At 49.1% G+C, this 23,607-nt stretch carries 25 protein-coding genes; 11 read left to right on the top strand and 14 right to left on the bottom strand.

What is annotated here, in order from left to right:
- Positions 1-16 precede the first annotated feature (16 nt).
- From pheT to VFT49_00695, 4 genes are read right to left on the bottom strand one after another with little or no spacing between them, the layout of a single operon-like run.
- Complete coding sequence (gene pheT, locus VFT49_00710) at positions 17-2,668, bottom strand: phenylalanine--tRNA ligase subunit beta (GenBank protein HEU5004591.1); 2,652 nt, start codon at positions 2,666-2,668, stop codon at positions 17-19.
- The gene (locus VFT49_00705) at positions 2,665-2,979 is read right to left on the bottom strand and encodes a hypothetical protein (protein HEU5004590.1); all 315 of its coding nucleotides are present in this window, start codon (positions 2,977-2,979) and stop codon (positions 2,665-2,667) included. The genes pheT and VFT49_00705 overlap by 4 nt, the downstream gene beginning before the upstream one ends.
- Positions 2,976-4,016, bottom strand: a complete 1,041-nt coding sequence (locus VFT49_00700) for a phenylalanine--tRNA ligase subunit alpha (GenBank protein HEU5004589.1) — start codon at positions 4,014-4,016, stop codon at positions 2,976-2,978. The genes VFT49_00705 and VFT49_00700 overlap by 4 nt, the downstream gene beginning before the upstream one ends.
- A gap of 35 nt (positions 4,017-4,051) precedes the next feature.
- A complete protein-coding gene (locus VFT49_00695; GenBank protein ID HEU5004588.1) occupies positions 4,052-4,441 on the bottom strand; it encodes a hypothetical protein in 390 nt (129 codons plus the stop codon).
- 69 nt (positions 4,442-4,510) lie between these two features.
- Here VFT49_00695 and VFT49_00690 point away from each other — a divergent pair, with 69 nt between their 5' ends.
- Together VFT49_00690 and VFT49_00685 are read left to right on the top strand one after the other, a co-directional pair.
- The gene (locus tag VFT49_00690) at positions 4,511-5,833 is read left to right on the top strand and encodes a trehalase family glycosidase (protein ID HEU5004587.1); all 1,323 of its coding nucleotides are present in this window, start codon (positions 4,511-4,513) and stop codon (positions 5,831-5,833) included.
- 52 nt (positions 5,834-5,885) lie between these two features.
- Positions 5,886-6,449, top strand: a complete 564-nt coding sequence (locus VFT49_00685; protein ID HEU5004586.1) for a phosphoribosyltransferase family protein — start codon at positions 5,886-5,888, stop codon at positions 6,447-6,449.
- On the opposite strand, the gene VFT49_00680 is transcribed toward VFT49_00685, so the two are convergent.
- Genes VFT49_00680 through VFT49_00670 form a run of 3 tightly spaced genes read right to left on the bottom strand, consistent with a single transcriptional unit; the run spans position 6,446 to position 8,904 of the window.
- Entirely contained in the window at positions 6,446-7,504 is a 1,059-nt protein-coding gene (locus VFT49_00680) for a DNA recombination protein RmuC (protein ID HEU5004585.1), read from the bottom strand. The genes VFT49_00685 and VFT49_00680 overlap by 4 nt on opposite strands.
- A 24-nt stretch (positions 7,505-7,528) precedes the next feature.
- On the bottom strand, positions 7,529-8,161 hold the full coding sequence (locus VFT49_00675; GenBank protein HEU5004584.1) for a L,D-transpeptidase: 633 nt from the start codon (positions 8,159-8,161) through the stop codon (positions 7,529-7,531).
- A 17-nt stretch (positions 8,162-8,178) separates the two neighbouring features.
- The gene (locus tag VFT49_00670; protein HEU5004583.1) at positions 8,179-8,904 is read right to left on the bottom strand and encodes a ZIP family metal transporter; all 726 of its coding nucleotides are present in this window, start codon (positions 8,902-8,904) and stop codon (positions 8,179-8,181) included.
- Positions 8,905-8,969: 65 nt separating this feature from the next.
- Between VFT49_00670 and VFT49_00665 the strand changes: the two genes are divergently transcribed.
- Positions 8,970-9,386, top strand: a complete 417-nt coding sequence (locus tag VFT49_00665) for a Fur family transcriptional regulator (GenBank protein HEU5004582.1) — start codon at positions 8,970-8,972, stop codon at positions 9,384-9,386.
- Here VFT49_00665 and VFT49_00660 read toward each other — a convergent pair.
- On the bottom strand, positions 9,383-10,837 hold the full coding sequence (locus VFT49_00660; protein ID HEU5004581.1) for an MFS transporter: 1,455 nt from the start codon (positions 10,835-10,837) through the stop codon (positions 9,383-9,385). The two genes, VFT49_00665 and VFT49_00660, sit on opposite strands and share 4 nt — an antisense overlap.
- 103 nt (positions 10,838-10,940) lie before the next feature.
- Here VFT49_00660 and VFT49_00655 point away from each other — a divergent pair, with 103 nt between their 5' ends.
- Together VFT49_00655 and VFT49_00650 are read left to right on the top strand one after the other, a co-directional pair.
- Complete coding sequence (locus tag VFT49_00655; GenBank protein HEU5004580.1) at positions 10,941-12,140, top strand: FAD-dependent oxidoreductase; 1,200 nt, start codon at positions 10,941-10,943, stop codon at positions 12,138-12,140.
- A 46-nt stretch (positions 12,141-12,186) separates the two neighbouring features.
- Positions 12,187-13,692, top strand: coding sequence for a hypothetical protein (locus VFT49_00650; protein ID HEU5004579.1), 1,506 nt, complete (start codon positions 12,187-12,189; stop codon positions 13,690-13,692).
- Here VFT49_00650 and VFT49_00645 read toward each other — a convergent pair.
- From VFT49_00645 to VFT49_00630, 4 genes are all read right to left on the bottom strand, one after another.
- A complete protein-coding gene (locus VFT49_00645; protein HEU5004578.1) occupies positions 13,689-14,414 on the bottom strand; it encodes an FAD:protein FMN transferase in 726 nt (241 codons plus the stop codon). The two genes, VFT49_00650 and VFT49_00645, sit on opposite strands and share 4 nt — an antisense overlap.
- Before the next feature lie 187 nt (positions 14,415-14,601).
- The gene (locus VFT49_00640; protein HEU5004577.1) at positions 14,602-15,066 is read right to left on the bottom strand and encodes an FMN-binding protein; all 465 of its coding nucleotides are present in this window, start codon (positions 15,064-15,066) and stop codon (positions 14,602-14,604) included.
- Positions 15,067-15,281: 215 nt separating this feature from the next.
- Entirely contained in the window at positions 15,282-15,902 is a 621-nt protein-coding gene (locus VFT49_00635; protein HEU5004576.1) for a hypothetical protein, read from the bottom strand.
- A 420-nt stretch (positions 15,903-16,322) separates the two neighbouring features.
- Positions 16,323-16,931, bottom strand: a complete 609-nt coding sequence (locus VFT49_00630) for a hypothetical protein (GenBank protein HEU5004575.1) — start codon at positions 16,929-16,931, stop codon at positions 16,323-16,325.
- Between the two features lie 215 nt (positions 16,932-17,146).
- On the opposite strand from VFT49_00630, the gene VFT49_00625 reads away from it, so the two are divergent.
- The 3 genes from VFT49_00625 to VFT49_00615 all read left to right on the top strand — a co-directional run bounded on the left by VFT49_00625 (position 17,147) and on the right by VFT49_00615 (position 19,386).
- Positions 17,147-17,881, top strand: coding sequence for a hypothetical protein (locus tag VFT49_00625; protein HEU5004574.1), 735 nt, complete (start codon positions 17,147-17,149; stop codon positions 17,879-17,881).
- Between the two features lie 73 nt (positions 17,882-17,954).
- Complete coding sequence (locus VFT49_00620) at positions 17,955-18,371, top strand: hypothetical protein (GenBank protein ID HEU5004573.1); 417 nt, start codon at positions 17,955-17,957, stop codon at positions 18,369-18,371.
- Positions 18,372-18,405: 34 nt separating this feature from the next.
- On the top strand, positions 18,406-19,386 hold the full coding sequence (locus VFT49_00615; protein ID HEU5004572.1) for a hypothetical protein: 981 nt from the start codon (positions 18,406-18,408) through the stop codon (positions 19,384-19,386).
- A 1-nt stretch (position 19,387) separates the two neighbouring features.
- On the opposite strand, the gene VFT49_00610 is transcribed toward VFT49_00615, so the two are convergent.
- On the bottom strand, positions 19,388-20,587 hold the full coding sequence (locus tag VFT49_00610) for a DEAD/DEAH box helicase (GenBank protein ID HEU5004571.1): 1,200 nt from the start codon (positions 20,585-20,587) through the stop codon (positions 19,388-19,390).
- 203 nt (positions 20,588-20,790) lie between these two features.
- The gene (locus VFT49_00605) at positions 20,791-21,078 is read right to left on the bottom strand and encodes an RNA-binding protein (protein HEU5004570.1); all 288 of its coding nucleotides are present in this window, start codon (positions 21,076-21,078) and stop codon (positions 20,791-20,793) included.
- Between the two features lie 447 nt (positions 21,079-21,525).
- Here VFT49_00605 and VFT49_00600 point away from each other — a divergent pair, with 447 nt between their 5' ends.
- The 3 genes from VFT49_00600 to VFT49_00590 all read left to right on the top strand — a co-directional run bounded on the left by VFT49_00600 (position 21,526) and on the right by VFT49_00590 (position 23,571).
- On the top strand, positions 21,526-22,305 hold the full coding sequence (locus VFT49_00600; GenBank protein ID HEU5004569.1) for a peptidoglycan DD-metalloendopeptidase family protein: 780 nt from the start codon (positions 21,526-21,528) through the stop codon (positions 22,303-22,305).
- Positions 22,306-22,387: 82 nt separating this feature from the next.
- The gene (locus VFT49_00595) at positions 22,388-23,212 is read left to right on the top strand and encodes a hypothetical protein (GenBank protein ID HEU5004568.1); all 825 of its coding nucleotides are present in this window, start codon (positions 22,388-22,390) and stop codon (positions 23,210-23,212) included.
- Between the two features lie 29 nt (positions 23,213-23,241).
- Positions 23,242-23,571, top strand: a complete 330-nt coding sequence (locus VFT49_00590) for a hypothetical protein (protein ID HEU5004567.1) — start codon at positions 23,242-23,244, stop codon at positions 23,569-23,571.
- The last annotated feature ends 36 nt before the right edge of the window (positions 23,572-23,607 follow it).

Raw genomic sequence — 23,607 nt, 5'->3', positions numbered from 1 at the left:
CACTTGGATAAAGCTGCTAAATTCTCTCGGCGCCAAGTTTGTCGTGAGCCGCGGATGACAGTTCGTCCAAAAGATTGTTAACTTCCTCGGTTTTAAGAGTCTTTTCGGGATGGCTCAAACTAATGTGCCAGGTGATTTGCCTGTGAGTTTTATCACCCTCTTTCTGGAAGATGTCGAGCGTGTCCATCTGGCAAAGATAGCCTTGTTTTTTAGATAATTTTTGCAGATTCTCCCAAACAAAATCATCAGCCTCTTCGTAGCTAATTTTTGCCGGCAGTCTCAAACAAATATCTTGTGACGATTCCGGGAACTTGTTTAGCGGATGATAGCTCTTTGGCTTTTGGGTCTCGTAAAGAGCTTCGATATTGAGCTCGAACATCGAGACGCCGGCTGGAAGTTTTAGAACTCGACGCAGTTTTTGTGACGGCTCGCCTATTATTCCAAGACCAGTGCCGCCGGACCAAATCGTCGCAGAACGACCCGGTTCAAAGAATTTAAAAATCTTGGAGTTTTCTAAGTCTTTGGCGCCCAGCGAGTAATATTCACGCGAATCAATGTTCAACTCGTTCAAAAGATAATCGGCAATAGCGCGCGCCTGATAAATAGGCTCGCCTTTGAGATAAGGGTTGTGCACTACCATGGCAATCATTTCTGATTCTTTTGGAAGCTTATTTTCGTCGGCGTAATCTTTGGCGTGGCCTTTGCCAAGCTCAAAAAGCGCAAACAAATCGTAGCCGGCTTTTTTATTGGGACGAACTTTATCAAGCAGGCTCGGCAGTAAATCGAAGCGATAATACTGCAACTCCGGACTAACAGCGTTACGGATATGAAAGGCGCTAGCTGGGTCTTGATCGGCCGCCTCTAAAAGTTTTTGGTTAACAAAGCTATAAGTTAAAACTTCATTAGCGCCGGCAGCCACCATAATCTTGCGTAGATGTGATTTGAATGCCAAGCGATGGTCGATTTGAGCCGGTTCTAGGTTGCGCTTTGGCAAAATTTGCGGCAACTTGTCGTAGCCATAAAGCCGGCCAACTTCTTCGACAATGTCTTCGGGTATTTCAATATCGGTGCGCCAGAACGGCACGTCGATGCCGACTTCATCGCCGGCTACGTCGACCTTGAATTCAACGTTTTCCAAAAGCTCCTTAATCTTCGCGCCGGATAACTCTTCACCCAGCCGACTATTTATAAGCTTAACGGACGTGGTTAAAGGCTTCGGCTCTTTTACTTTCGGCGACTTCTCGTCAATCAAGGCGCTGGCTACTGCCGCACCGCTAAAGCGTTCTAAGTCGTCAACTGTCTTGGTTAAGACAGCCAGATTTTGCAATGGGCTTTGACCTTTAGTAAAGCGGGTGACGGCGTCGGTAAACAAACCGTAGGCCATAGCTGTTTTACGAGTAAGATTCATGTCAAAAGTAGCGCATTCTAGAATAATATTTTTGGTATTCGCATCAACCTCGGTTTCGGCACCGCCCATTACACCGCCGATACCAATTGGTTTTTGGCCATCAGTTATAACAACTGCGCCGTCATTTAGTTCTAGCGTCTTTCCATTAAGCAGCGCGACTTTCTCGCTTTTTTTACTCAAGCGCACGCCGAGGATACCAGTTTTAACCTTATCGTAATCATAGGCGTGCAGCGGCTGGCCGGTCAGATACATGTAGTAGTTCGTGAGGTCGACAACGTTGTTTATGGGGCGAATACCGACGCGCGATAAGCAGCTTTGCATCCAAACCGGACTGGGCCCAACCTTGACGTCTTTAAGAGCGATAGCGGTAAATCGTGGCACGAGTTCCGGCACTTTGTTTTCAACCTTTAGCTCTAAGCCAAAACCTTCTTCTGGACGAGCGTTTTCTTTGTACCAATCTGGGCTCTTGAAAGGCTTGCCACTGATTCCGGCCAGTTCGCGGGCCACACCCAAAATGCCAAAACAATCCGGACGATGCGTGAACATCTTGTTTTCGATATCAATAACAAAGTCGTCGAGTGCGTAAGCTTCGGCGAAAGAGGTGCCCGGCTTTTTATCTTCGAGCAACAATAAGCCTTCGTGACTATCGCCGATGCCAAGCTCTTTAGCACTAGCTAGCATTCCGTTGCTAACAATTCCGCGCAGCGGACGGGCTTCGAGCACGAACGGATCTTTATCGAAAGTACTTGGTACCGTGGCACCTGGTGGTATCCAAGCTACCGTGACGCCGGCTTTAACATTTGGCGCGCCGCAAACCACTCGCACAAGCCCACGAGACCGCCCGCCCTGCTTACTGGCAGAGCCAGTAACTCCGCCGGGCTGCGGCACATTTTCGGTTGGCGAGCTCCGCTGCTCAGTCACAGTAGCCTTACCTACAGCTTCTTCCGCTGCTCGCTCGCGTGCCGAAACTGCACTCGCTCTCGTGTCTTGTGGCCAGTCAGCCCTCTCAACTCCTTCAACAACTCCGCCGTCATCTACCAAACAAACGCTCAATTTATCAGCATCAGGGTGTTTGACGCATTCAATAACCTTCACGACTACGACACCTTTGTAGCGTTCGCCTAAGTCTATAACTTCTTCAACAGCGCCGAGCTGCTCGCCAATTTTCTCTACCAATTTATCAACGTCTTTAAGCTCCGAGCTATCGCTCGTGCCGTAGTTTTTGTTCAGTTGCCGAATCCAGTTTAGGCTAACTTTCATGCTGAAATCCTTTTCTCTAGTTCGCCCATAGTCTTTGCAAATTCAACTTCTAAATTCACCCCATAGTGTTCGGCGAGGACCAAGATTGACCACAAATTATCAGCCAACTCATGAGAGAGCTTCGCGTCGACGTTGTCGATATGTCGCAGATTTTCTTTGGCCATAATCAACTTTGCCAGGTCACCAACATCGCCGACAAAACCCAGCATAAATTCTTTTGCCGACCATTCTTTATGGCCGCTCGTGGCATTCTTGAGCGCATACTTATCTTTAATCACAAGCGCCTGCTTAGTTAACTCATCAATGTTCATGAAAATTGCCTCAGGAATTTTAGGTTGGCGGAGTGGAAGTGGCGAACGTCTTCGATGTCATATTTGAGCATCACAAGGCGGTCGATGCCGAAACCCCAGGCAAAACCAGAATATTTGCTTGAATCAATGCCAGCTTCTTTGAGCACGTTCGGATGGATCATGCCGCAGCCTCCCAACTCGATCCAGCCAGTATAACTACAAACGTTACAGCCTTTTTCTTCGCAGAAAGGACAAGACGCAGCGAATTCAAAGCTCGGTTCAGTGAACGGGAAATAAAATGGCTGAATTTTGATTTTGACATCACGCTCGTAGTAGCTGGACAACCAGGTTTTAATGGTCGCCACTAAGTGGCCAGCATTGATGCACTCGTCTACGTAAATTCCTTCCAGCTGGTAAAAAGTGTGTTCGTGGCGAGCGTCGACATCCTCGTTACGGAATACGCGTCCGGGAATCACCGCGGCAATCGCCTTGCCCTTTTCTAAATCTTTTTTATGATCCTTGAGCACGCGGTTTTGCATGGTAGAGGTGTGGGCCGGGGCAATCAAACCCTCGTCGGTCATAAAGGTATCGTAATCATCGCGGGCGGGGTGGTCGGGTGGGAAGTTCAGGCTAGTAAACATGTGGTAATCGTCATCGATTTCGCGTGATTCAACAGCCGTAAAACCCATGCGCTCGAAAATAGATAGAATAACTTCCATCTCTTTTGTTAGCGGATGTTGGCTGGCGTGCTCGACCGGTAATAAGCCCGGACGGTCTTCTGGCGCAATATTAGTATCAAACGGCGCCGTTACGTCAATTGGCTCGAGCTCAACCTTTTGTTCGGTAGCTTCGCGCACCAACTTTTCTAATTCGCCGCGCAGCGCATTAACTTCACGGCCAAATTCGCCGCGTTCTTTGCCGGTCGGCAAAGTCTTCAAATGTTCATAAAGGGCGGCTAGTTCTGGCGCGCGCAAAACAGCCCGCTTATCTTTAGCTTTGTCTAGTCCTGCCTTTAGCTTGTTAGCGGCGGCCGCAACTTGCTCATTTTGATACTGCATAACTTCTTAAAAGTATACCACCAGTCGGCTTAAGCTTAACTTTTTAAAAATATTCTAGCGAGCAGCAGTGCGGCCAGGCCGGCGCTCCCCCATATAGGCAGCGCCAAATAGCTCGTATCACCGTTGATTGAATAGCGATAGTAGCGCCACAAACGCGCACCGAAAAATACCGTATAAGATCTATCGACAATGTATTCGCAAAGAGCACCCAAAAATACAGATAAAATAAACATATAGACTGCGGCTGAGCCTAATTTATAAATTGCAAAACCCGTCGAAGCTAGCGGGCCGACTAAAAATAGCAAATAGTTTTTAACATTTAAGCGGTGTTTTTTGCGCTTAATATCAAACCAAAATCCCTCGATAATCCAACCACTAAACAGAATAATGGTGAAAATTATTAGGTCAGCCAGTTTAGCATCCATGCTAACATTATAATGCTTGTGGTTTTTACCTAACAGCTTAAAAATACTTCGCAGCGATATACTCTACTCATGAATGATGCCGACGCCAAATCCTTATTTGATCACGCTCTAGCAGTTCTTCATGGCAACGACCGTGGCAACTACATCGTGCCAGCCGGCGATCTTTACCCGCACCAATGGTTGTGGGATAGCTGTTTTATTTCTATCGGCCTTCGCCACTTAGACGTTGAACGGGCTCAACAAGAAATAGAAAGCTTATTGCGCGGGCAATGGGCTAATGGTATGGTGCCGCACATTATTTTTGATCCGCATCCGCGCCACCGTCGTGACCATAATATTTGGCAAAGCTGGCTCAATCCGCACGCCCCAAACGGCGTGATTACTAGCGGCCTCACCCAGCCGCCGATGCTGGCAGAAGCCATAATTCGTGTTGGCCAAAAAATGAAGCTCGTCGATCGGCGCAGTTGGTATGCCAAAATCTATCCCCACCTGCTGGCCTACCATCAATGGTTATACAAGGACCGCGCAAGCGACAGCGGTCTAATAATTCTTTTGCACCCTTATGAATCTGGTATGGATAATTCGCCGCCAGAAGTTTACGAAATCCGTGAGCACGCCTGGCCCTGGTGGCTAAAACTTCTAGAAGTCTCGCGCCTGGATTGGCCGGTTAATTTAGTACGCCGCGACGTCCGTCACGTGCCGCCCGGCCAGCGCATGAGCAACGTTAATGCCATAGCTTATTGGGCTTTGCTGCACCACCTGCGCAATCGTTCTTACGACAGCCACGACATTTTGTCGCACAAGCCTAAGTTTGCGCTCGAAGATCTGGCTTTTAATTGCATTTTAATCAGAGCTAATAAACTTTTGAAAGACATTGCCAAGTCTATCGGCAAAGAATTGCCCGAAGATATAGCCGAGGCCATGAAACACACCGAGGAAGCACTAGACACTTTATGGGACGAGCAAACTTGTCGCTACTACAGCCGCTGCCTGTCTGGCGACAGCATTTACGAAGCTACGATTGCCACGCTTTTGCCGCTTTATGCCGGCGTAGTCACCCAAAAGCGCGCTGAAGAGCTAGTGCGGTTAATGAAAAAACGCACGCAGTTCCGCACCAACTTCCCACTGCCGAGTGTGCCGACAATCTCGCACTCGTTTAATCCAGAAAAATATTGGCAGGGGCCAACTTGGGTCAACATGAACTGGTTGATCATGGATGGACTCGATCGTTACAGCTTCAAACTCGAAGCCGAAGAACTCAAAAAGAAGACTCTGAAAATGGTGGCCGAGCACGGTTCTTATGAATATTTCAATCCGCTGGACGGTTCGCCCGCCGGCGCGCCCAATTTTTCTTGGACGGCCGCCCTGACTATAGATTTATTGAAGAGCTAATTTGCTCACTGGGCCGTAAAATGTTTTTATAAAGACAAATGAGGAGCTTTATTTGTTAATTGCTACTGAGAGACTGCGCGGCGAGGTGGCCTACCGCGAAGCAGAAATCGCCGAGCGTCTAGGTCAGCTAGCCGCACAAGTTACCAATGATATGCGCCACCTTGATCCGGTTGTGGTCCCTATGCACCGAGGCGGCAGGGAAACCTCAGACGAGCTGGTTAGACAGTTTGGTCTGCTCCAAGAACCATTTAACCCGCCCGTAGCCCCCATGAAAGTCAGCCGTTACGATAATGGACAGGCTCGCGAACCTCGGGTAGAGCGACCGGTCGAGGTAGATGTTGCGGGGCGGGTCGTCCTGTTGACTGACGGAATTGTCGAAGGCGGGCATAGCTTAGATGTAGCCGCAGCCGATCTCCGCGAAAGACAAGCTCTCAAGATTGTTCGCCTGGTACTGGTTAAGCGGGCCAGCAAGGGAGCAATGGTAGACTATGTGGGTTTTCACTACGAAGGTGAAGAATGGCTAGAGGGCTACGGCGAAGATGATGGCACAGGCCAGGGCCGAGATCGCCGCGACATCATTGTATCCTTCCGTCAACCAAGCGACCTGGTAGCTTAATCTTCTAAGGTTGGGCGGTCGATGAGGACCGGCTCGACGGTCGGTTCGACTTCGGCGATTTTGACGATGTCTTTATCGATTTTGCCTAGTTCTTTATAGGTGGTGTTAAAGTGGCCTACGGTTGTGCCCAAGCTGGCGCCAAGCTTTTGCATGTAGCCATTGTGCGCCATTAAGTGCTTAGATAATTGCTCGATGTTTTTGCGGATTTTATCGGTGTCTTTTTGGATTTCGATGCTGCGCAGGCCCTGCACAATCACCTGCAGCATAGCCGACAAAGTACTGGGGCCAACGATAGTTACTTTCTTGTCTTTGGCGGCGTATTGCATTAAGTTGCGGCCACTTACGCCGGCAGCGCCGACTTTATTGGCCAATAGGTCATAATAAATCGCCTCGCTCGGTATAAACATCAGAGCTTGGTCAAGAGTTCCCTTGCCCGGGTTGATATATTTGGCGGTCTCGTCGATGCGGCGCTTTAAATCTTCCTTGAAAGCCCGCTCTAGCGCCGGCCGCTCTTCGGGTTTGGCGTCCAGTAAGCGATTATAATTTTCCAGGCTGAACTTGGAATCAATCGGCAACAACTTATCGTCGAGCCTAACCACGGCGTCGACAGTCATGCCGGCGCCCATTTTATATTGCAGTTCATAAGCACCTGGTGGCAGCAAATTCTTAAGAATCTGGTCTAGATAATATTCGCCCAAAACCCCACGCTGCTTGGGGTTCTGCAAAACGTTTTGCAAAGTTTTGAGCTCGCTAGCTACGTCGCCAACGGATTTGTTTGTGCGATCAAGTTCGGTCAGTTTCTGCGTAACGTCAGCGATAATCTTAGCGCTGGCCGCGAACTGAGCCTGCATTTGTTTATTGCTTTGCCCCATCTGCTCGGTAAGCTGCTTTTGCAAAGAATCTTTCAGCGCGCCCATGCCTTTGGTAAGTTCCTGCATGTCAGCTTTTAAAAGCATGGTTTCTGACGCGCTGGTTTTAGGCCGAGTCAGCATCCACAAAATAAAGCCGACAAGCGAGGCAACCAGAACTCCCAAAATAATTACTACCGCTATCATTACCTACTATTATAGAGCTTTAGGTTAGCTCTGGATAGTTACGGTCGTGCCGATGGTTGACCAATCATATATCCATTTGGCTGTAGCCAGCGGAAGCTCGACACAGCCGTGCGAACCAGATTTAGCGGTAGTAGTAAACGGCGCATTTACGTCAATATTGCCGAAGTCCGAATTTGCCCGCCATGTGGCATCATGGAATCCATAAGCTCCGTATTTGTTATAAAGGAATGGCTCCCAATAACTGACTGGGTCACTCCAGCTGCCGGTTGCGTCTGAACCGGTCAGTGTTTGGTCTGTTTGCTTGCCGTAAATATGGTAAGTGCCAACGGGCGTAAGATCGGCAGCGTAGCTTTCCATGCCGGTTACTACTGCAGAATCATATTTGCTGGTGGCGCCTTCGCAAGCCCATAAATGCTGTTTAGAAATACTAACAATAATGTTTTGATCTAGCTTATTAGTGGCGCATATTGCTTCGGCCTCGGCCTTAGCTTTGGCAGCACTAGTGGCACTATTTGCCGCATCGCTCGCTGCGTTATCTGCAGCTGACTGGGCCTTGTTGAGTGCGTCGGCCACAATTGGCTGATCGTGGTCATGTTTGTAAACTAGAAAGCCGGCCGCAGCAACAATCAAAGCAACTATTAAAAGCTTAATTTTCACTTTTTAAGTATACCTTTTTAGGCTAAACGGGTCACGATAAACATAAAAACAGTGCCCAGTACGGTGAGCCCAATAGTGATGCGCGAAGATTTTTTAGAATGAGCCTGGGGCAAAATTTCGCTGGCACCGATATATAGCAAAAAGCCCGCGAAAAACCCTAAATAAATCGCCAGCGACTTCTCGGATAAACTAAAGATTTGAGTAAAAAGCGCGCCAAGTATCGGCATAGCGGCGGCTACCATTAGCATTTGCCTGGCGCGCTTAGGCTGGTTCTTGTTATAAAGCATGACGTTCGTAGTATTAAACCCATCGGCAAAACGATGGGCGATTACCGCAATGGCCACGGTCGTACCAATTGAGCTATTAACCTGAAAGGCCAGGCCAATGGCCACTCCATCCAAAAAGCTATGGCCGGCCAGCGCAATGGCGCTCACAAAACCTACGTAGGGGTGCACGTGTGGACCGTATTCCTGCTCCTCGGCGTGGTGAAACAAAATAAGCTTTTCAACCACATGCATAAACAAAAACCCAAAACACAGCGCAATCATCGGCCATTTGCTATCAAGGCTGGTCGAATTTATGATTTTAAAAATTTCCGGCAACAGATCAAAAGCCACTAAGCCCAAAATGACTCCGGCGGTAAAACCTAGAGCTTTATATAAATGACGACGGCTATTCAGCGCGATAAAGCCGCCTACCAAAGCGCCCAGCGCGGCAATGATCGAAAGCAAAAAAGCATCCATGAAGTTAATTTATCTGGCACCAGCCCACTTTTGCAAATATGTCGCAAAAAATATAAAATTCGCTTATGCATTACGAATCATTGAAGGCTCTTTTAAGGAAGAACGGCTCGAGCCTGACCAGGCCTAGAAAGATTATTTTTGATCTTTTGCTCAACCAGGAACCGCAAAGTATGCAAGTGCTGGTCAAGCGCGCCGAAGACAAAGTAGACAGAGCGACCGTGTACAGGATTATCGAGTTGTTCGAAGATCTGGGAATCGTTCACCGACTAAATATTGGCTGGAAATACAAAATCGAATTATCGGATATTTTCTCCGAGCACCATCACCACTTTTATTGCACTAATTGCAACCGGGTTTACCCCCTGCCCGCTAATGCTATGTTAGAAACTATGATTAATTCCGTTGTGTCCAAAGAGAACTTCAGCCCACGCGGCCATCACCTCGAAATCTATGGCTTGTGTGCCAACTGCCCTAAAGCCTAAGCAGCAGCAACCGCGGCTAGATCTTCGGCGTTGACTTTTTCGTTTTTGACTACCAGTAGTGCAACTATGGCGGCGACTACAGCCAAAGCGACACCAACGTGCAAACCAGCTTGAAAGCCGTGAATTTTAGCATTGGCTACCGACGTACCGTTTGCTAAACCGGTCTTAAGATCAGAGGCATATACGGCCGACAAAATAGCCAGGCCAATGGCGCCACCCACCTGCTGGGAAGTGTTAAGAACGCCAGAAGCAATACCCGAAAAATGCTTAGGCACGCCGCTAGTTGCAGCCAAAGTCATAGAGATGAACGAACAACCCATTCCAAGAGCTATCAGCACTAAGCCTGGGAAGACATTTTGCCAGTAATGGCCATTGACCTTCATTAAGACACTCGTTACATAGAGACCGATGGCCAAGAATATTGGGCCGGCAACCAAGAATGGCTTATAGCCAACCTTATTGACTTTCTTGGAAACGAAAGCGCTGGTTCCGCCAATCACTACCGTTACTACCATGAAAGACACACCGGACTTAGCCGGACCGTAACCCAACACCGTCTGAACATAAAGCGTCATGAAATAGAACATGCTAAACAACGTACAGGCTATGGCCAGAGCCGTTGCGTTACCACCCGAAACGTTGCGGATTTTGAATAGGTCAAGCGGCAGCATGGGTTGATCGGTACGGCGTTCATTAAGTACAAAGCCAATTAGCAGAACAATAGCGGCTACGATAAATTCCCAAACGGTTGCCGAGCCCCAGCCATCAGCTGGTGCTTTTGATAGGCCGTAAACCAAACTCATCAAACCGGCCGTACCGAGCACGGCGCCGGGCAAGTCCAGATGAAGTTTTTTGTTTTCTTCACCAATATGGTGCGGCAAGAGTTTAACAGCTGCGTAAACTACGCCAATACCGATTGGCACGTTTACAAAGAAGTTCCAGCGCCAGCTTAGGTACTGAGTCAAAATACCGCCGAGCAACAAGCCAACGGCCGATCCACCGGCCGCCACACCCGCCCACACACCAAGCGCCGTGTTGCGTTCTTTACCTTCGTTGAATTCGCTAATTACGATCGAAAGTGCCGCCGGCGACATGATGGCGCCCGCTAGTCCTTGTAACGCCCGGGCGATAATTACCTGAGTATCAGATTGAGCTAGGCCGCACAGTAAGCTCATTGCGGCAAAAAAGGCAACTGACCAGATAAAGATTTTGCGTCGGCCGTAAAGATCAGCCGCTCGGCCGCCAAGCAGCAAGAAACCGCCGAACGTCAAAGTATAGGCCGTGATTACCCATTGCAAGTTGTTGGCCGTAAATTTGAGGGCCTGGGCCATTGATGGCAATGCCACGTTGACGATGGTTACGTCTACCACCACCATAAACTGAGCCATAGCTAGTAACGCCAAGATCACCCATTTGTTCTCAGAATGTTTTGATAATTGTTTTTTTGCCAAAATATACCCCTCACTTTTATAAAGTTGTTAAAGCATCATAACCTATGGTCGGTAAGCGGACAATACTCGATAAATTACCGAAAATGTTATAAACTTAAGCTTGATGGAAAAAAACAAAAAGAAAATCCTAATAATAGGCGGCGGCTTTGGCGGTATTAAAGTAGCGCTGGAGCTAGCTGATAACGATAGGTTCGATGTAGCGCTGCTGAGTGAGCAGGATAATTTCCGCTACTACCCCACCCTCTACCATGCGGCAACTGGTGGTAGGCTATCAGCTTCACAGATACCACTCAGTGAAATTTTCGCTGGCAAAAATGTGAAGTTAATCAAAGACAGCGCCAAAAATATTGATCGCACCGCCAAGCACGTGGTCGGCGAGTCCGGCAAAAAATACTCTTACGACGACCTAGTGATCGCTCTTGGCGTGATAACCAATTACTTTGGTATTAAGGGCCTTAAAGAATATTCTTACGGCATTAAAACCATAGAAGACGCTACGGAACTACGTGACCATTTGCATAAACAGATGCTAGACGAAGGTAAGCCCGATCTTAACTACGTAGTCATCGGTGGCGGCCCGACCGGAGTTGAGCTAGCTGGCGCTTTGCCCGCCTACTTAAAATCGATTATGGCGCGCCACGGAATTAAAAAGCACTCGCTACATATCGACCTAGTAGAGGCCGCGCCGCAGTTAATGGGCCGCATGCCCAAGAGTTATTCAAAAGCTGTAGCCCGGCGGTTGCGCCGTTTGGGCGTCAAACTTTATCTAGGCCAGACAGTCAGTGCCGAGACCGCCGAAGGCTTAACAGTCAGCGGCCACGATATTGCCAGCCATACCGTGGTCTGGACGGCCGGCGTTACTAACCATCCTTTCTTTTCAGCTAACGAATTCAAGTTAAACGAACGCGGCAAGGTCCTGGTGGACGATCACCTGCAGGCCGAAGACAATATTTACGTTATTGGCGATAATGCCGACACTCTGTATTCGGGCATGGCTCAAACTGCTCTTTATGACGCGTCTTTCGTGACTCGTAACTTAAAACGCTTGGCCCGCGGCAAGGCAGCCAAGGCCTACACGCCAAAGCGGCCGATTTATGTGACTCCGGTCGGTCCGTGGTGGGCAGCCGTACTTTGGGGCAAAGTACAAATCTATGGCAAGCTCGGCTGGTTGCTTAGAAGTGCTGCCGACTTTAGAGGCTTTAATGACTACGAACCGTGGTGGAAATCCTCCAAGCACTGGCTAGCCGAGAATATGGAAGGTCCAGAAGATTGCACCATATGCGCGCCCAAAAAAATCGCTTAAAGATATTTTAAGTTCGCCCTCAGCAATTTAAGATGAAATTAAGCGTATGCTTACCCAGATCAACCTAACTTGGCAGCGATGCGTCTCGCTTGTTGATAAAATCAACGACCAACTCACTTCCTACCGGTTGGTCCTTTACGTTTTGTTAGCACTGCTGGGCTGGAGCGTAATCGGCAGCTTTTTTCACCAAGTGGGATTCTCGTGGGATCACATTTTAGCCTCGACAGCTTTAATACTCGCCGTTTGCTGGATAGCGAATAAGATTCTTTCACGCGCGCTTAATATTCCGGCCAACAAAGAATCGGCTTTGATAAGCGGCTTAATTTTAACGTTGATTCTATCACCGGCGACCACCGGCAGCGACTATGCAATTTTGGCGATCGCCGCGGCGGTGGCTATGGCCTCCAAATACGTTTTGGTATTCCGCAGAGCCCATATTTTTAATCCGGCTGCCTTTGGCGCCTTTGTTGCCGGCACGATCTTTAGCGACTACGCCTCGTGGTGGGTCGGGTCTAAATTCACTCTGCCGATAGTCGCCATTGGCGGTATTCTGATTTTGCGCAAAATCAAACGCTTTAGTCTGGCTTTAGTATTCTCGGCCGTCTACGTGTTGATTTTGATTTTACAAGTGCCAACCGGCAGCAGTACCGACACGGTACAGCACTTAGTATGGCTAGGAATTATCTATACGCCTTTGCTTTTCTTTGCCACCATTATGCTAACGGAGCCGCTCACTTCGCCCGCCACACTCAACCCAACTTTGATTTACGCCGTAGCGGTCGGTGTAGTTTACTCGCTTAATAGGCTGCATATCAGCCCGGAAGAGTCATTGCTGATTGGCAATGCGCTCACCTTTTTGATCGCGCCCAACCGCCGCTTTCAATTCAGCTTTATTCACAAGGTCAAAGATGCCGAAGGAATTTATAGCTACGTATTTTCGGCACCTAAAAACTTTAATTTTAAGGCCGGTCAGTACATGGAGTGGACATTAAAACAAGCAAAGAGCGACTCACGCGGTAACCGCCGCTACCTGACAATCTCGTCTTCACCCACGGAAAAGCAAGTAATGTTTACTGTCAAATTACCTTCTAAGCCGAGCGCCTTCAAGCAGCAGCTAGAACAGCTAAAACCCGGCGACCCCATTCTAGCTTCTTATCTAACCGGCAGTTTTACTTTGCCCGAAGACACGACTAGAAAGCTGGCTTTCATAGCCGGCGGCGTTGGTATTACGCCGTTTCGCAGCATGAGCAAATATTTGGTTGATCAAAACCAAAAACGCGACGTTGGCCTGATTTACGCGGTTAGCAAGAAAGAAGAGATAGCTTTTCGCAAGGTTTTCACCGATCTTGAGCCGCTTGGCTTGAAGGCCCTTTGCACCACCTCGGCCATCACCAAGCAAACTATTGCCCGGAGCTTGCCCGATTACCACGAGCGCACTTTTTATATTTCTGGATCACAGGCTTTTACCGAGTTTATCCGCCTGCACTTAACCGAGCTCGGCATATCACAAAGTCGGATAAAAACCGACTTCTTCCCGGGCTACGGCAACTAAACCGGTCTGAAAATTTTCTTCATCCCGCCGGTGGCCGAAACTCGGCCGTCTAAATTTATAGCCAGAGCTTCATAGCCGTGCTGGTTGCCCACAAAATTAATACCGAAATCACCGGCCACGAATCCGGCCGTTGCCAACACGTCGGCTTCGATAATATTCTTGCCTGTCACGGTAAAGCTAGCCAATTCCAGCGCCGGCTTTTTGGTTTTGAGATTAATAATATGCTCGCCGCGTTCATAATTACCACTGGTAGCCACGGCAAAATTTTTTCCTTTGATGCTGCCAATAATCTTGGATTTATCGAACGGATTTTGAATACCGATTACCCAGTCCTTATTGGTTTGCGACCGAGCAAGAATGTCGCCGCCGGCAGCTACGCAAAAAGTTTGGTAGCCGGCTTTTTTGATGAGCTTGCCGGCTTGGTCAATTGCCCAGCCTTTTACGTATCCACTTGGATCAAAAACACCGCTGGCCCAAGCCGAAAAAAATCCGTCAGTTAGCTCTTCGGCCTCTTTGCAAGCTTTAATAATGCTCTTGAGTTCCTTATCTGGCTTGAGTCGACCTTTATTATGGAGATTCAATTGACTATCGGGTCTATATGGGCTGAACTTTCGGTCTATTTCTTTTAACCTGTCAAATACTTCCTCAAAAACAACCTCGTTCTGGCACTGGGGAATATCAATGCTTATTGGCATGCCCATAATCTGCTCTACCCGTCGCATAAATTTATTTTACCTTTCTTGTCTCAGATTTATTAGATTGGCGTAGCTGCCGGCTATGCAAGGCTTTGTCGAGAAACAGACCGAACCGTATTGAAATACGGTGAGGGAGTATCGGAGACAATAACGTAGCAGAGTCGGCAGAAGCATGAGCGGTGCAGCCGGCTCCGCCGGCTGGCAGGTGCAGGCGCTACGTCGATCTAGCGGCTTGATCGAGAGCCGACTGGAGGGATTGCTGGTAACCTTCGCTAGTACTTGTAGCACCGCTTACAAAATCAATGTTGGCACTCTGTTTATCAATAGCTGTTTGTTTAAGTAGCGGTTCACTATAGATAGTTCGTTGCTCAGATTCGCGTTGATCGTTGGGCATTTGCAAAAAATTAACGTTGGTTATTTTGCCACCGTTAATCACCACGGCAATTTGTACCTGGCCGTAAGGAGTAGATTCGCTATCGCCAGTATATGTACCGTCCTTGTAGCTGACGGTTGAAGTTGTATTGGAGCTAATAGAAGATATTCTTGATTTATTCATCATGGTTGCTGCCTCTGTTTGCGACGGCGAGACTAGTTCGTGTGTGCTGGCATGAGTCTTTTCGTAAATGCCAATTAACCCCAGTAGAGCGATGGTTATGATGATAACGGCCGTCTTCTTCATAAGTGTTAGTTTAACAATACCAAGCTGAGAACCAATTGAATTTTGGCCCTAATAGCGAGAAAAGCGGGAGGTTTATTCCCGCTTTTTTGTGAGGTGTACTTTTGGCTTTTTGTTTAGCCTCTATAATCATAAGCCAAATGACCCCAGTAAATCAACTTGAATTTTAGCTATAAAACTGGTCTAAAGCCGGGCCCTTGAGGGGGCCCGGCTTCGACCTACGTTCCGCTGAACTGCTTCACGGTGGCCTTGTCGAGCTTGTGGTCGCGCGAGTAGCGCGGCACCGAGAGGCGCCACATGAACATCAGGACCATCGTCAGTGCGAACCACCCGTGCAGAGCCCAGGTGGTGTTCTGGTAGATCAGGGCCGACACCGCCACGCACGCCATCGCGTAGATCGTCACGCGATCAGCGCGCTTGTGCTGGAAGTTCACACCCTTCCAGTTCTGCAGTGCCGCCACGAGGTAGAAGATGATCGCCGCGAGGGCGACCAAGTACCAGTCGTGGCTGGCGTGCAGGCCCGGGAAGCGGTGCGAGTTGGGCAGCGATGCGCCCATGATCGCCGATACTGCCGCGATGACCAGCAGGTTCGAGTACTTCGTCTGAAAGGCCGCCGCGAAGGCGGCCAGGCAGACAAGCATGGTCCCGACCGGCGTGCCGTAGTTCAGCACGTCGGGAGTCAGGTGAACGAACCAGACGTGGTGCAAACGCACGTGCTGGTGGGCCGTCGCCGCGGCGACCGACGCCAAGATGGCGACGATCAGCAGGGTCAGCGGCATCCACTCCTGCTCGAGGGCCGCCGTTAGGCGGTCCGCAAGCGACTTCTTGCGATACGGCACCGAAAAGCCTCCTTTGGACGGGGACGTAGGTCTTGCCTCAGTATGTACCGAGTGCACGGAGCAATTTATATCATAAATATCTGTAGTTTTCAATATCGGCAGAGCAAACAAAAAACGAGCCCGAAAGCTCGTTTCTTGGGTGGTAAACATCCACGAGGGATGTTTACCGAGCCAGTTGCCAATAAATTGGTACTTGGCTTTGTCACCTCACAGTGACACTTATATTTATATTCCTCTCCGCTTTTGGTGTCAACAATAAAAAACAACGATTTAACTTCTTAAAACGCTTATGTTTATATAACTCCTTAATAATTGTGGTTAGCGTGTGGATAAAAGTGTGCTTAACCTACACAAGCTAATAGTTGTGAGCGGAGGGCCGCCCCGCAGCCGGTGAGGGCATGCGGGGCGGCCCTCTTTCGTTCAGGTGACGACGGATTGGCCGACACGCTCGCGTGGTGAGGCCCTGTAGAGCTCCGCCAGCACGACGGCCGACAGGATCTCGATGAACGCAACCACCCCGAGACCCTTCCACGAGTGGAAGATCGCCAGCAGGCCGACGCCGAAGATGATCGCCCCGGCGAGAACCGTCACCGCCAGCCGACGAGCCGCGGGGTAGAAGTAGAGACTCCTTCCGGGCGGTGTCACTTGCGGATCGCGGTCCATGTCGATCATGAACCACATCCAGACGGTGAAGACCGCCAGCACCAGCCACAGCCACCCCAGGCGCAGCCCGGGGAAGCGCGAGCCGTTCTCGACGAACACGTCGACGACGAACAGGGTCATCGCCACGACCGTGACGGCCTTGAAGAGCTTGTACATCTCCTCCTTCATCGTCTCGGCGCCCACCACCACTGCTGCGGTGACGAAGCCGAAGGCGAGCAGCTGGCCCCAGTCGAAGTAGGACCACTTGAGCTGCCCCAGCTCTGCTCCGGCGGCCTCGATGAACACCGCGGCAGCGAGTGCCGCGAGGATCCAGGCCACGCGGGTGTCGTCCAGACGCTTGGCCGCCCAATGGATGGCCTCGGTCATAGCTGACCTCCAATGAATTGTATTCGGACGCGATAAGGCGCCCCTTCCAGAAAAATCTTCCCTGAACTAGCGCAAATTATACAATTTTATCGCCTATATGTAAACTGCTTAAGCTATCGCAGTTGTGATGTTTTTGGTATTCAAATTGTCGCCAAATTAACCGACACGTTCCAGGTATTAAGCTAACTTGAACCAGTAAGGGATTGGGGGACTCAATGCTAAAACACATCAAGAAAGCAACGGCTCTAGGATTAATAGCCTCTAGTTTGATGATTGGCGCCGGTGTAAGCGCTATGTCGGACAGCTCAAGCGGCAATCAGGTGCCGCCTTATGGCGGCGGCGCATCAATAAGTAAAGTTTTTTATCCTGCTGATGGGTCGACCATGACGATAACCTGCACAGGGGCGGTGATTAAGCAAAGCCCCGGCGGCACGCCTTATCGTCAAGGCTGGGTCAATCCAGCGAATATCGGTAATATAAATTCCACCAGCGACCTAAAAGGTCAAATAGCCAGCGGATCTTCTAATCCTTTCGGCACCAGCAATAGTTGTCCATCAAGCGGCAACAGCCAAAACCAGAGCGGTAATAACAATAACAACCAGAACAACAATATGAATAACAATGTACCGACACCGTCTCCGCAAACGCCCAACCCCTCTTCGACTTCGTCGGCCAACGCCACATCTAACGCCACAGCCAACGCAACTGTAAACTTAACCGGTAGCGGCAGCCCCGCTAATGAAACCAGTCAAACTTCTGCTAATCCTGCTCCAGCAAACGCCAACACGTCGTCATCTGCTCCAGCCCAAAACGAAAATAATAGTTTTTCGGGCAAATCTTTGCCAAATACCGGCCCGGGTGATGTATTAGCGATCGGCGGGCTGGCTACTGTCTTGGGCACTATCGGCCACTTTATATTCCAACGCCTCCGCTACCGGTCTTTGGTTTAAAACCCGCCCATGATTGTTCGCTACTGTGACCATCTTCATTTTCTTATCCTTAAATAGCGCCTACGATGGTTTTATGGACCACAAAGGTGAAAGACATTTAAAGCCAGTTGACCCGCCTGCGCCGGAGGAGGTTGCAAGCAGCGGAGAAACCGCGGCGGAGTTCAGAAAAAGCCTGCCGGGCGAATTCGCATACGCTGTCGAGCTTGTCAACGCACTAGAGCGCCGAAGCTTAATCGAAGGCATTTATAAGTTAGGCATTTATTTGGGTTTGAGCTTAGATGAACTTAATCAAGAATACGAGGCGGCCTTGACCAGCATGAAGCGTGAACGGGGAGCTTCCGACGAACTTTGGTACGCCCAATCGCCCACCACAAGGGAATGGACACAAACATGGCCAATTGCCGACGATAAAGCTCGGAACGTTGGTCACCAATCTTTGCGCCGCTTGCTACACGTGGTTAAAGATGACGAGTTAGATCCATCAGCCTAACCGTCTGCTTGGTTTTCGTCGTATAATTTCTGTTATGTCTAAGCGCTATATCGAGCGGCAGCGGACCGGAACCAGGTCGTTCCGCTATTTTCATGATGGGCGGCAAGTTACCGCCAAAGCAGAGTTGGCCTACTTTAAATCCTTGGCCATACCACCGGCCTGGAAAGACGTGAAGATTGCCGCCAGCCATAACGCTAAAATTGTGGCGACAGGAGTAGATAAAGCCGGGCGGTTGCAATACATTTATAACGTCAAGTTCCGGGCCCGCCAGGAAAAGGAAAAGTTCGAGAGAATTCTGCGATTTGCCCGGGCGCTGCCCAAAATGCGCCGCGTTACCGATGAGCATTTGAGGCTTCCTGGTTTGCCTCGCGAGAAAATCCTAGCTTGCATTGTCCAATTGATGGATAAAGCTTACTTTCGGGTTGGCAACGAAGAATACGCCAAAGAAAATCAGCACTATGGCCTGACTACCCTGCGCTCCAAGCACACTGAAGTTAAAGGCGATACTATTGTCTTTGATTTTGTGGGCAAAAGCGGCCAGGAAAACCTTAAGAAGGTCACAGATAAGCGGTTGGCCCGTATAGTCAAACAATTGGACGAGTTGCCAGGCTATGAAATTTTTAAATACATTGATGAAAATGGTGAATTAAAGGATATCCATAGCGGCGATGTCAATGAATACATCAAAGAGATCATGGGCGAAGAATTTTCCGCCAAGGATTTTCGCACTTGGGGCGGCACGCTGCTGGCCAGCATTGAACTGGCGCAAACTGAACGCTCAAGGCACGAGCGAGAGCGCAAGAAAGCCGTGACCGAGTGTGTTAAAAAGGTGGCTCAAAGGCTAGGCAACACGCCGGCCATCGCCCGCGCCAGCTATATCGATCCGCGCGTCATACACGCTTACGTAGTCAGTAATGATTTATATAAAGTCCGCGAAGCAGTCAGCAAACTGCGTCGCGCCCAATACTTCACCGCCGACGAACACTGCGTCTTAAACCTGCTGGAAAAATCCTGAATTACCGCTCGACAAACGTCAGGGCGTGGCCGGCCCGTCCGGCCCGGCCGGCACGACCGATGCGGTGCACGTAATCATCGTAAGTTTGCGGCGTATCGTAGTTGATAACGTGCGAAATATCTTTTACGTCTATGCCGCGAGCCGCGACGTCTGTCGCTACCAAAATGTTTGATCTATCTTGACGAAAGGCTTCTAGCGCGCGCTTGCGCTGGCCTTGAGTTTTGCCGCCGTGGATAGATTCGGCCTTAAAGCCGCGAGCCACGAGCTCCTTAGCCAGACGCTCTACACCATATTTGGTTTTGCCGAAGACGATCGTCTTGGTGTTGCCTTCTTTGATCAGCTCTTCGTGTAGTAGCTCAATTTTTTCTTCTTTGCCGGAATAGCGCACCACGTCTTGGTGCACGTTGGCGCTAGTTTCTCCGCCTTTTACGTCTACATATTCCGGATCGTGACAAAAAGTATTTATCAGGTTCTTTATTTCGTTGCTTAGCGTGGCACTGAAGAAGTAGGCCTGATGCTCCCCGGGCAGCTCACCGAGTATCGTACGCACGTCTGGTAAAAAGCCCATGTCTAGCATACGGTCCACTTCATCCAGAACAACCATGTCGCAGAAAGCTAGATTCAGAGTACCTTGATTTAAGTGGTCTTTGATGCGGCCCGGCGTGCCAATTATCAGGCGCGCGCCGATTCGCAATGAATGTATCTGGCGGCCCATTGGCATTCCACCAATCAGCGTGGCCATTTTTATGCCGCTGTTTTTGCTCAAAAGCACGCACTGCTCTTCTATCTGAATAGCCAGCTCGCGGGTTGGCGCGATGATTATGGCGTTGCTGCCTGGGCGGCGCATTAGGTTGTTTAAAACCGGCAACGCAAAAGCGGCGGTTTTGCCGGTGCCCGTATCGGCTACGCCAACCACGTTCTTGCCGGCAAGTCCTATAGCAATTGTTTTATCTTGGATTTCAGAAGGCGCTTTGTAGCCCTTGCTTGTTACATTGGCTTTAAGTAACGGGTGCATAGCAAAATCATCAAAGCTATTAGTGGCTACGTAATCTATCTGTTCGCTGGCGGTGGCGGCTTTAATAAATCTGGCCGGATCAATAACCTGCCCTTTGGAGCGGTTTTTCGGCGGGCGATGGTTTTTGCTGCTATATACGGTATAGCCGGAGCGGCGGCCGGCGCCGGATCTAGAATTTTTATACATATAAAAAGAATCCCTTTATTTAGTTAACTCTTGAATTGCTATAAAAAGCCATGGAGAGAAAAACTAAACCTGGATTCTTAAAACAACTTAGAGCTTATTTTAGCATAAGTTGAATAATTTTACCAGCCCGACTCCTGGCTAGTCTTTTAGCTTAAGCTTTCTTTGGTTTTTTGACCTCTTTGCGACCGCGATCTTTGGACACTTTAGTAGCGCCCACGTCCGCCAAAGGAATTTTGGCGATCTACTTGCGGCTTAGCTACGTTCACTACGATATTTCTACCATCGATATCTTTGCTATTCATTGCTTTTATGGCTGCCTGAGCTTCGTCAGTGGTGCTCATCTCTACAAAACCGAAGCCTTTTGACTGGCCCGAATCGCGATCTATGATTACTCTGGCCGATTCGACCGTTCCAAACTCCTCAAACAGAGTCTTTAGTTTGGTGTCGTCGATGCTGAAGGGTAATGACCCTACAAATAATTTAGCTGACATTTTCTTAAATAAACCTTTCTTAAATATTTATGGACCAGGGAGCCCGGCTTAAAAACCAAGCTCCCCAACATACCGACTACTCTTTGGTTTCGGTAGTGGTTTCTGGTGTTTCGGCGCCTTCGGCTGGCTTAGTTTCTGGCGCGTCGTTGTTAGAAGTGTGGAATAAAGACATTTGAGATGTCCTTTCTTTTATGATTGCTATTTTGGCTTAGCCCAACAACAATCTTTATCCGCTCCCTAACTGATTTTTAGTGTTGCAGTCGTCTAGTTATTTATAAGTATACGCTCACGGCACCTTTTGCCCTAATGACCTAGGCTAAATCGTGAGGTAGAGCATTTGCTTCGAGCTTTAGAAAAGCAGAAGGAGAAAAGAGCGGCGTCCTTTTTTAAGTTGAAGAAAATTACTGGACGCATATTCCAGCGTGCGTTTGGCGTATAATTCAATTCATGAAGCATAAGCAGAATGGCTTTGGCCACTTATGGTTATTTGGATTAATTATTGTTTTAGCGGTAGGCGTAGCCGGCTACGAAGTCTGGATTCACCGCAACGGCCCGCCGCTGCCCCACGATAGTTCATTGCCGGATATCAGTTACCTCAAAACTCATAAATCAGATCGGTTTTTGGTAGATATGGACGTTGTTCAGGGCGGCAACCCTTATAAAGGCGTACGCTCCATTGCCCCGCACACTGGCGGTCACGCGCAATTTGGTGATGGTTATAAAACCTGGCCCAAAGGCGGCACGGCACCCAGTAACTATCCGCCAATTTACGCCGTAGCTGACGGTGTTGTTAACGGTGTTGACTATAATTTTAAAGTTGGCGATAACACCAAGTACGACATATCAATAGAGATCGCCCAGGGATACAACTTTGACTACAGCATTGAACCTTTTGTCAGTAAGCCAAATGGCTTTTACAAGCCCTTTGTATTGGTACATAACGGTCAAAAGGTTAAGAAGGGCCAAATCATCGGCTACATGTATTTGACCCAAGCGGGATCTAACGGCAGCCATATCCACTTTGATATCCACCATAACGGCCAGTTTATGGCGCCGGCCATATTCACGCCGGATATCGTGCAGGCCTTTCACGATCACTGGGGAGATTTTGGCTACGACGGCAACGGACCAAATAGCAAAGGCGTACCAATCCCTGCCTGCATGGGCTATAAACTATCAGCCGCCGAGAACCCGTTTGGCACCGGCGCGGTGGATTGCTTGAACTAATTTATCTGTTCCACCCCGCGCGCGTTCCTTTATAGTCCGCTTATGCTTGCACTTTGAACCGCATAGGAAGTAGGATACCGCTATGCCGCACAAACGCTTATTAGAATCTGATAATACATGGACTAGTAGTGACGACCTTGCTAACGATTTAGACGATATTGTCCAGCCGGTCGATTATGCAAGCATCTTTGACAACAGCCAGCTGGTACTGATAGGTGAAGACCACAGGAATAGTCCGGTTCGCAGACATCTAGCGGCACATGCGGCAGAAATCAAGGCCTGTGGCACGACCCATTATGCCGTAGAGAGCCCTCCCAGCCCTGGGATTGACCTTCTTAATAAAGATCCTTCTTACGAACTTGGAGACACCCGGGTAGGAGTAGAGCTTAAATACGATACCGATCCTCTAAAAAAGGAGCGCCGTGAAAGTTACCAAGAGGTTGCTAAGGCCATGGTCAGGCAAGGTATAAAGGTTGTTCCGATCGACGTAGACTATTCCCTCCCCCACTATGGCGCAGAGGAGCGCGAAGTTCATATGACACAGGGCTTGAGGGACATTTTTGAAGCCGACGAGAAGGCCGTAGTGGCGGCTTTAGTGGGCGCCGACCACGCCGCAAGGAACCGAGGAGTGCTAATGAACGGTGTATGGGGATATAAATACCATGCAAGAGTATCGGCGTTATCTAAAAGATTAGCGCGAGATGGTTATAAAATTTCACCCCTGTGGGTGGTGGGTGGAGTTTGTGATGCACCAACATTCTTTATCGACGCCGTACGCACCGCGGGTCTATCTGACGAGGAATTTATGGTAGATCTACGGCCTTTCCGCGGAAGCGAGCAGCGCGTATTTAGCTCTGGTAATTTTGACTGGGCAATCCATGTTCCCCAAGAAGACATGCAGGCCTAGCCACCTATTTTGAGCGTATAATTTGAGTTATGCCGACAGTTAATATTTATCAAAAGAACTCCGAATTTGAATACAAGCTAGCAACTATGACGAAAAGCGTAAAAGGACTGATTGCTAAAGAACTTTCCGGCAAAGATATTGTTCTTTCCGAAGATGAAGTAAGTGTTCGTCTGCTAAAAGCTGCAGGAGACGGCATGCTTGCACCCGTTGAGGTTGAAATCAACGCAGCCGCTTTTGAGGAACGGGTGAAAAAGCAAGATGAAATATGTCTGAAAATTCAGGAGTTTCTAAAAGATGCTCTTCAGAGCGATATTAAAGTTTGGCTCATTCTTAGCGAATTAGGCCATAGTTGGAAATAATTTTATACGCTCCACCCCACGCGCGCTTTAGGTGCG

The organism is Candidatus Saccharimonadales bacterium (genome assembly GCA_035758565.1).
Lineage (GTDB): Bacteria > Patescibacteriota > Saccharimonadia > Saccharimonadales > UBA10212 > DASTXL01.
The sequence above is the reverse complement of the archived record's forward strand: the minus strand, read 5'-3'. Positions and strand labels throughout refer to the sequence as shown.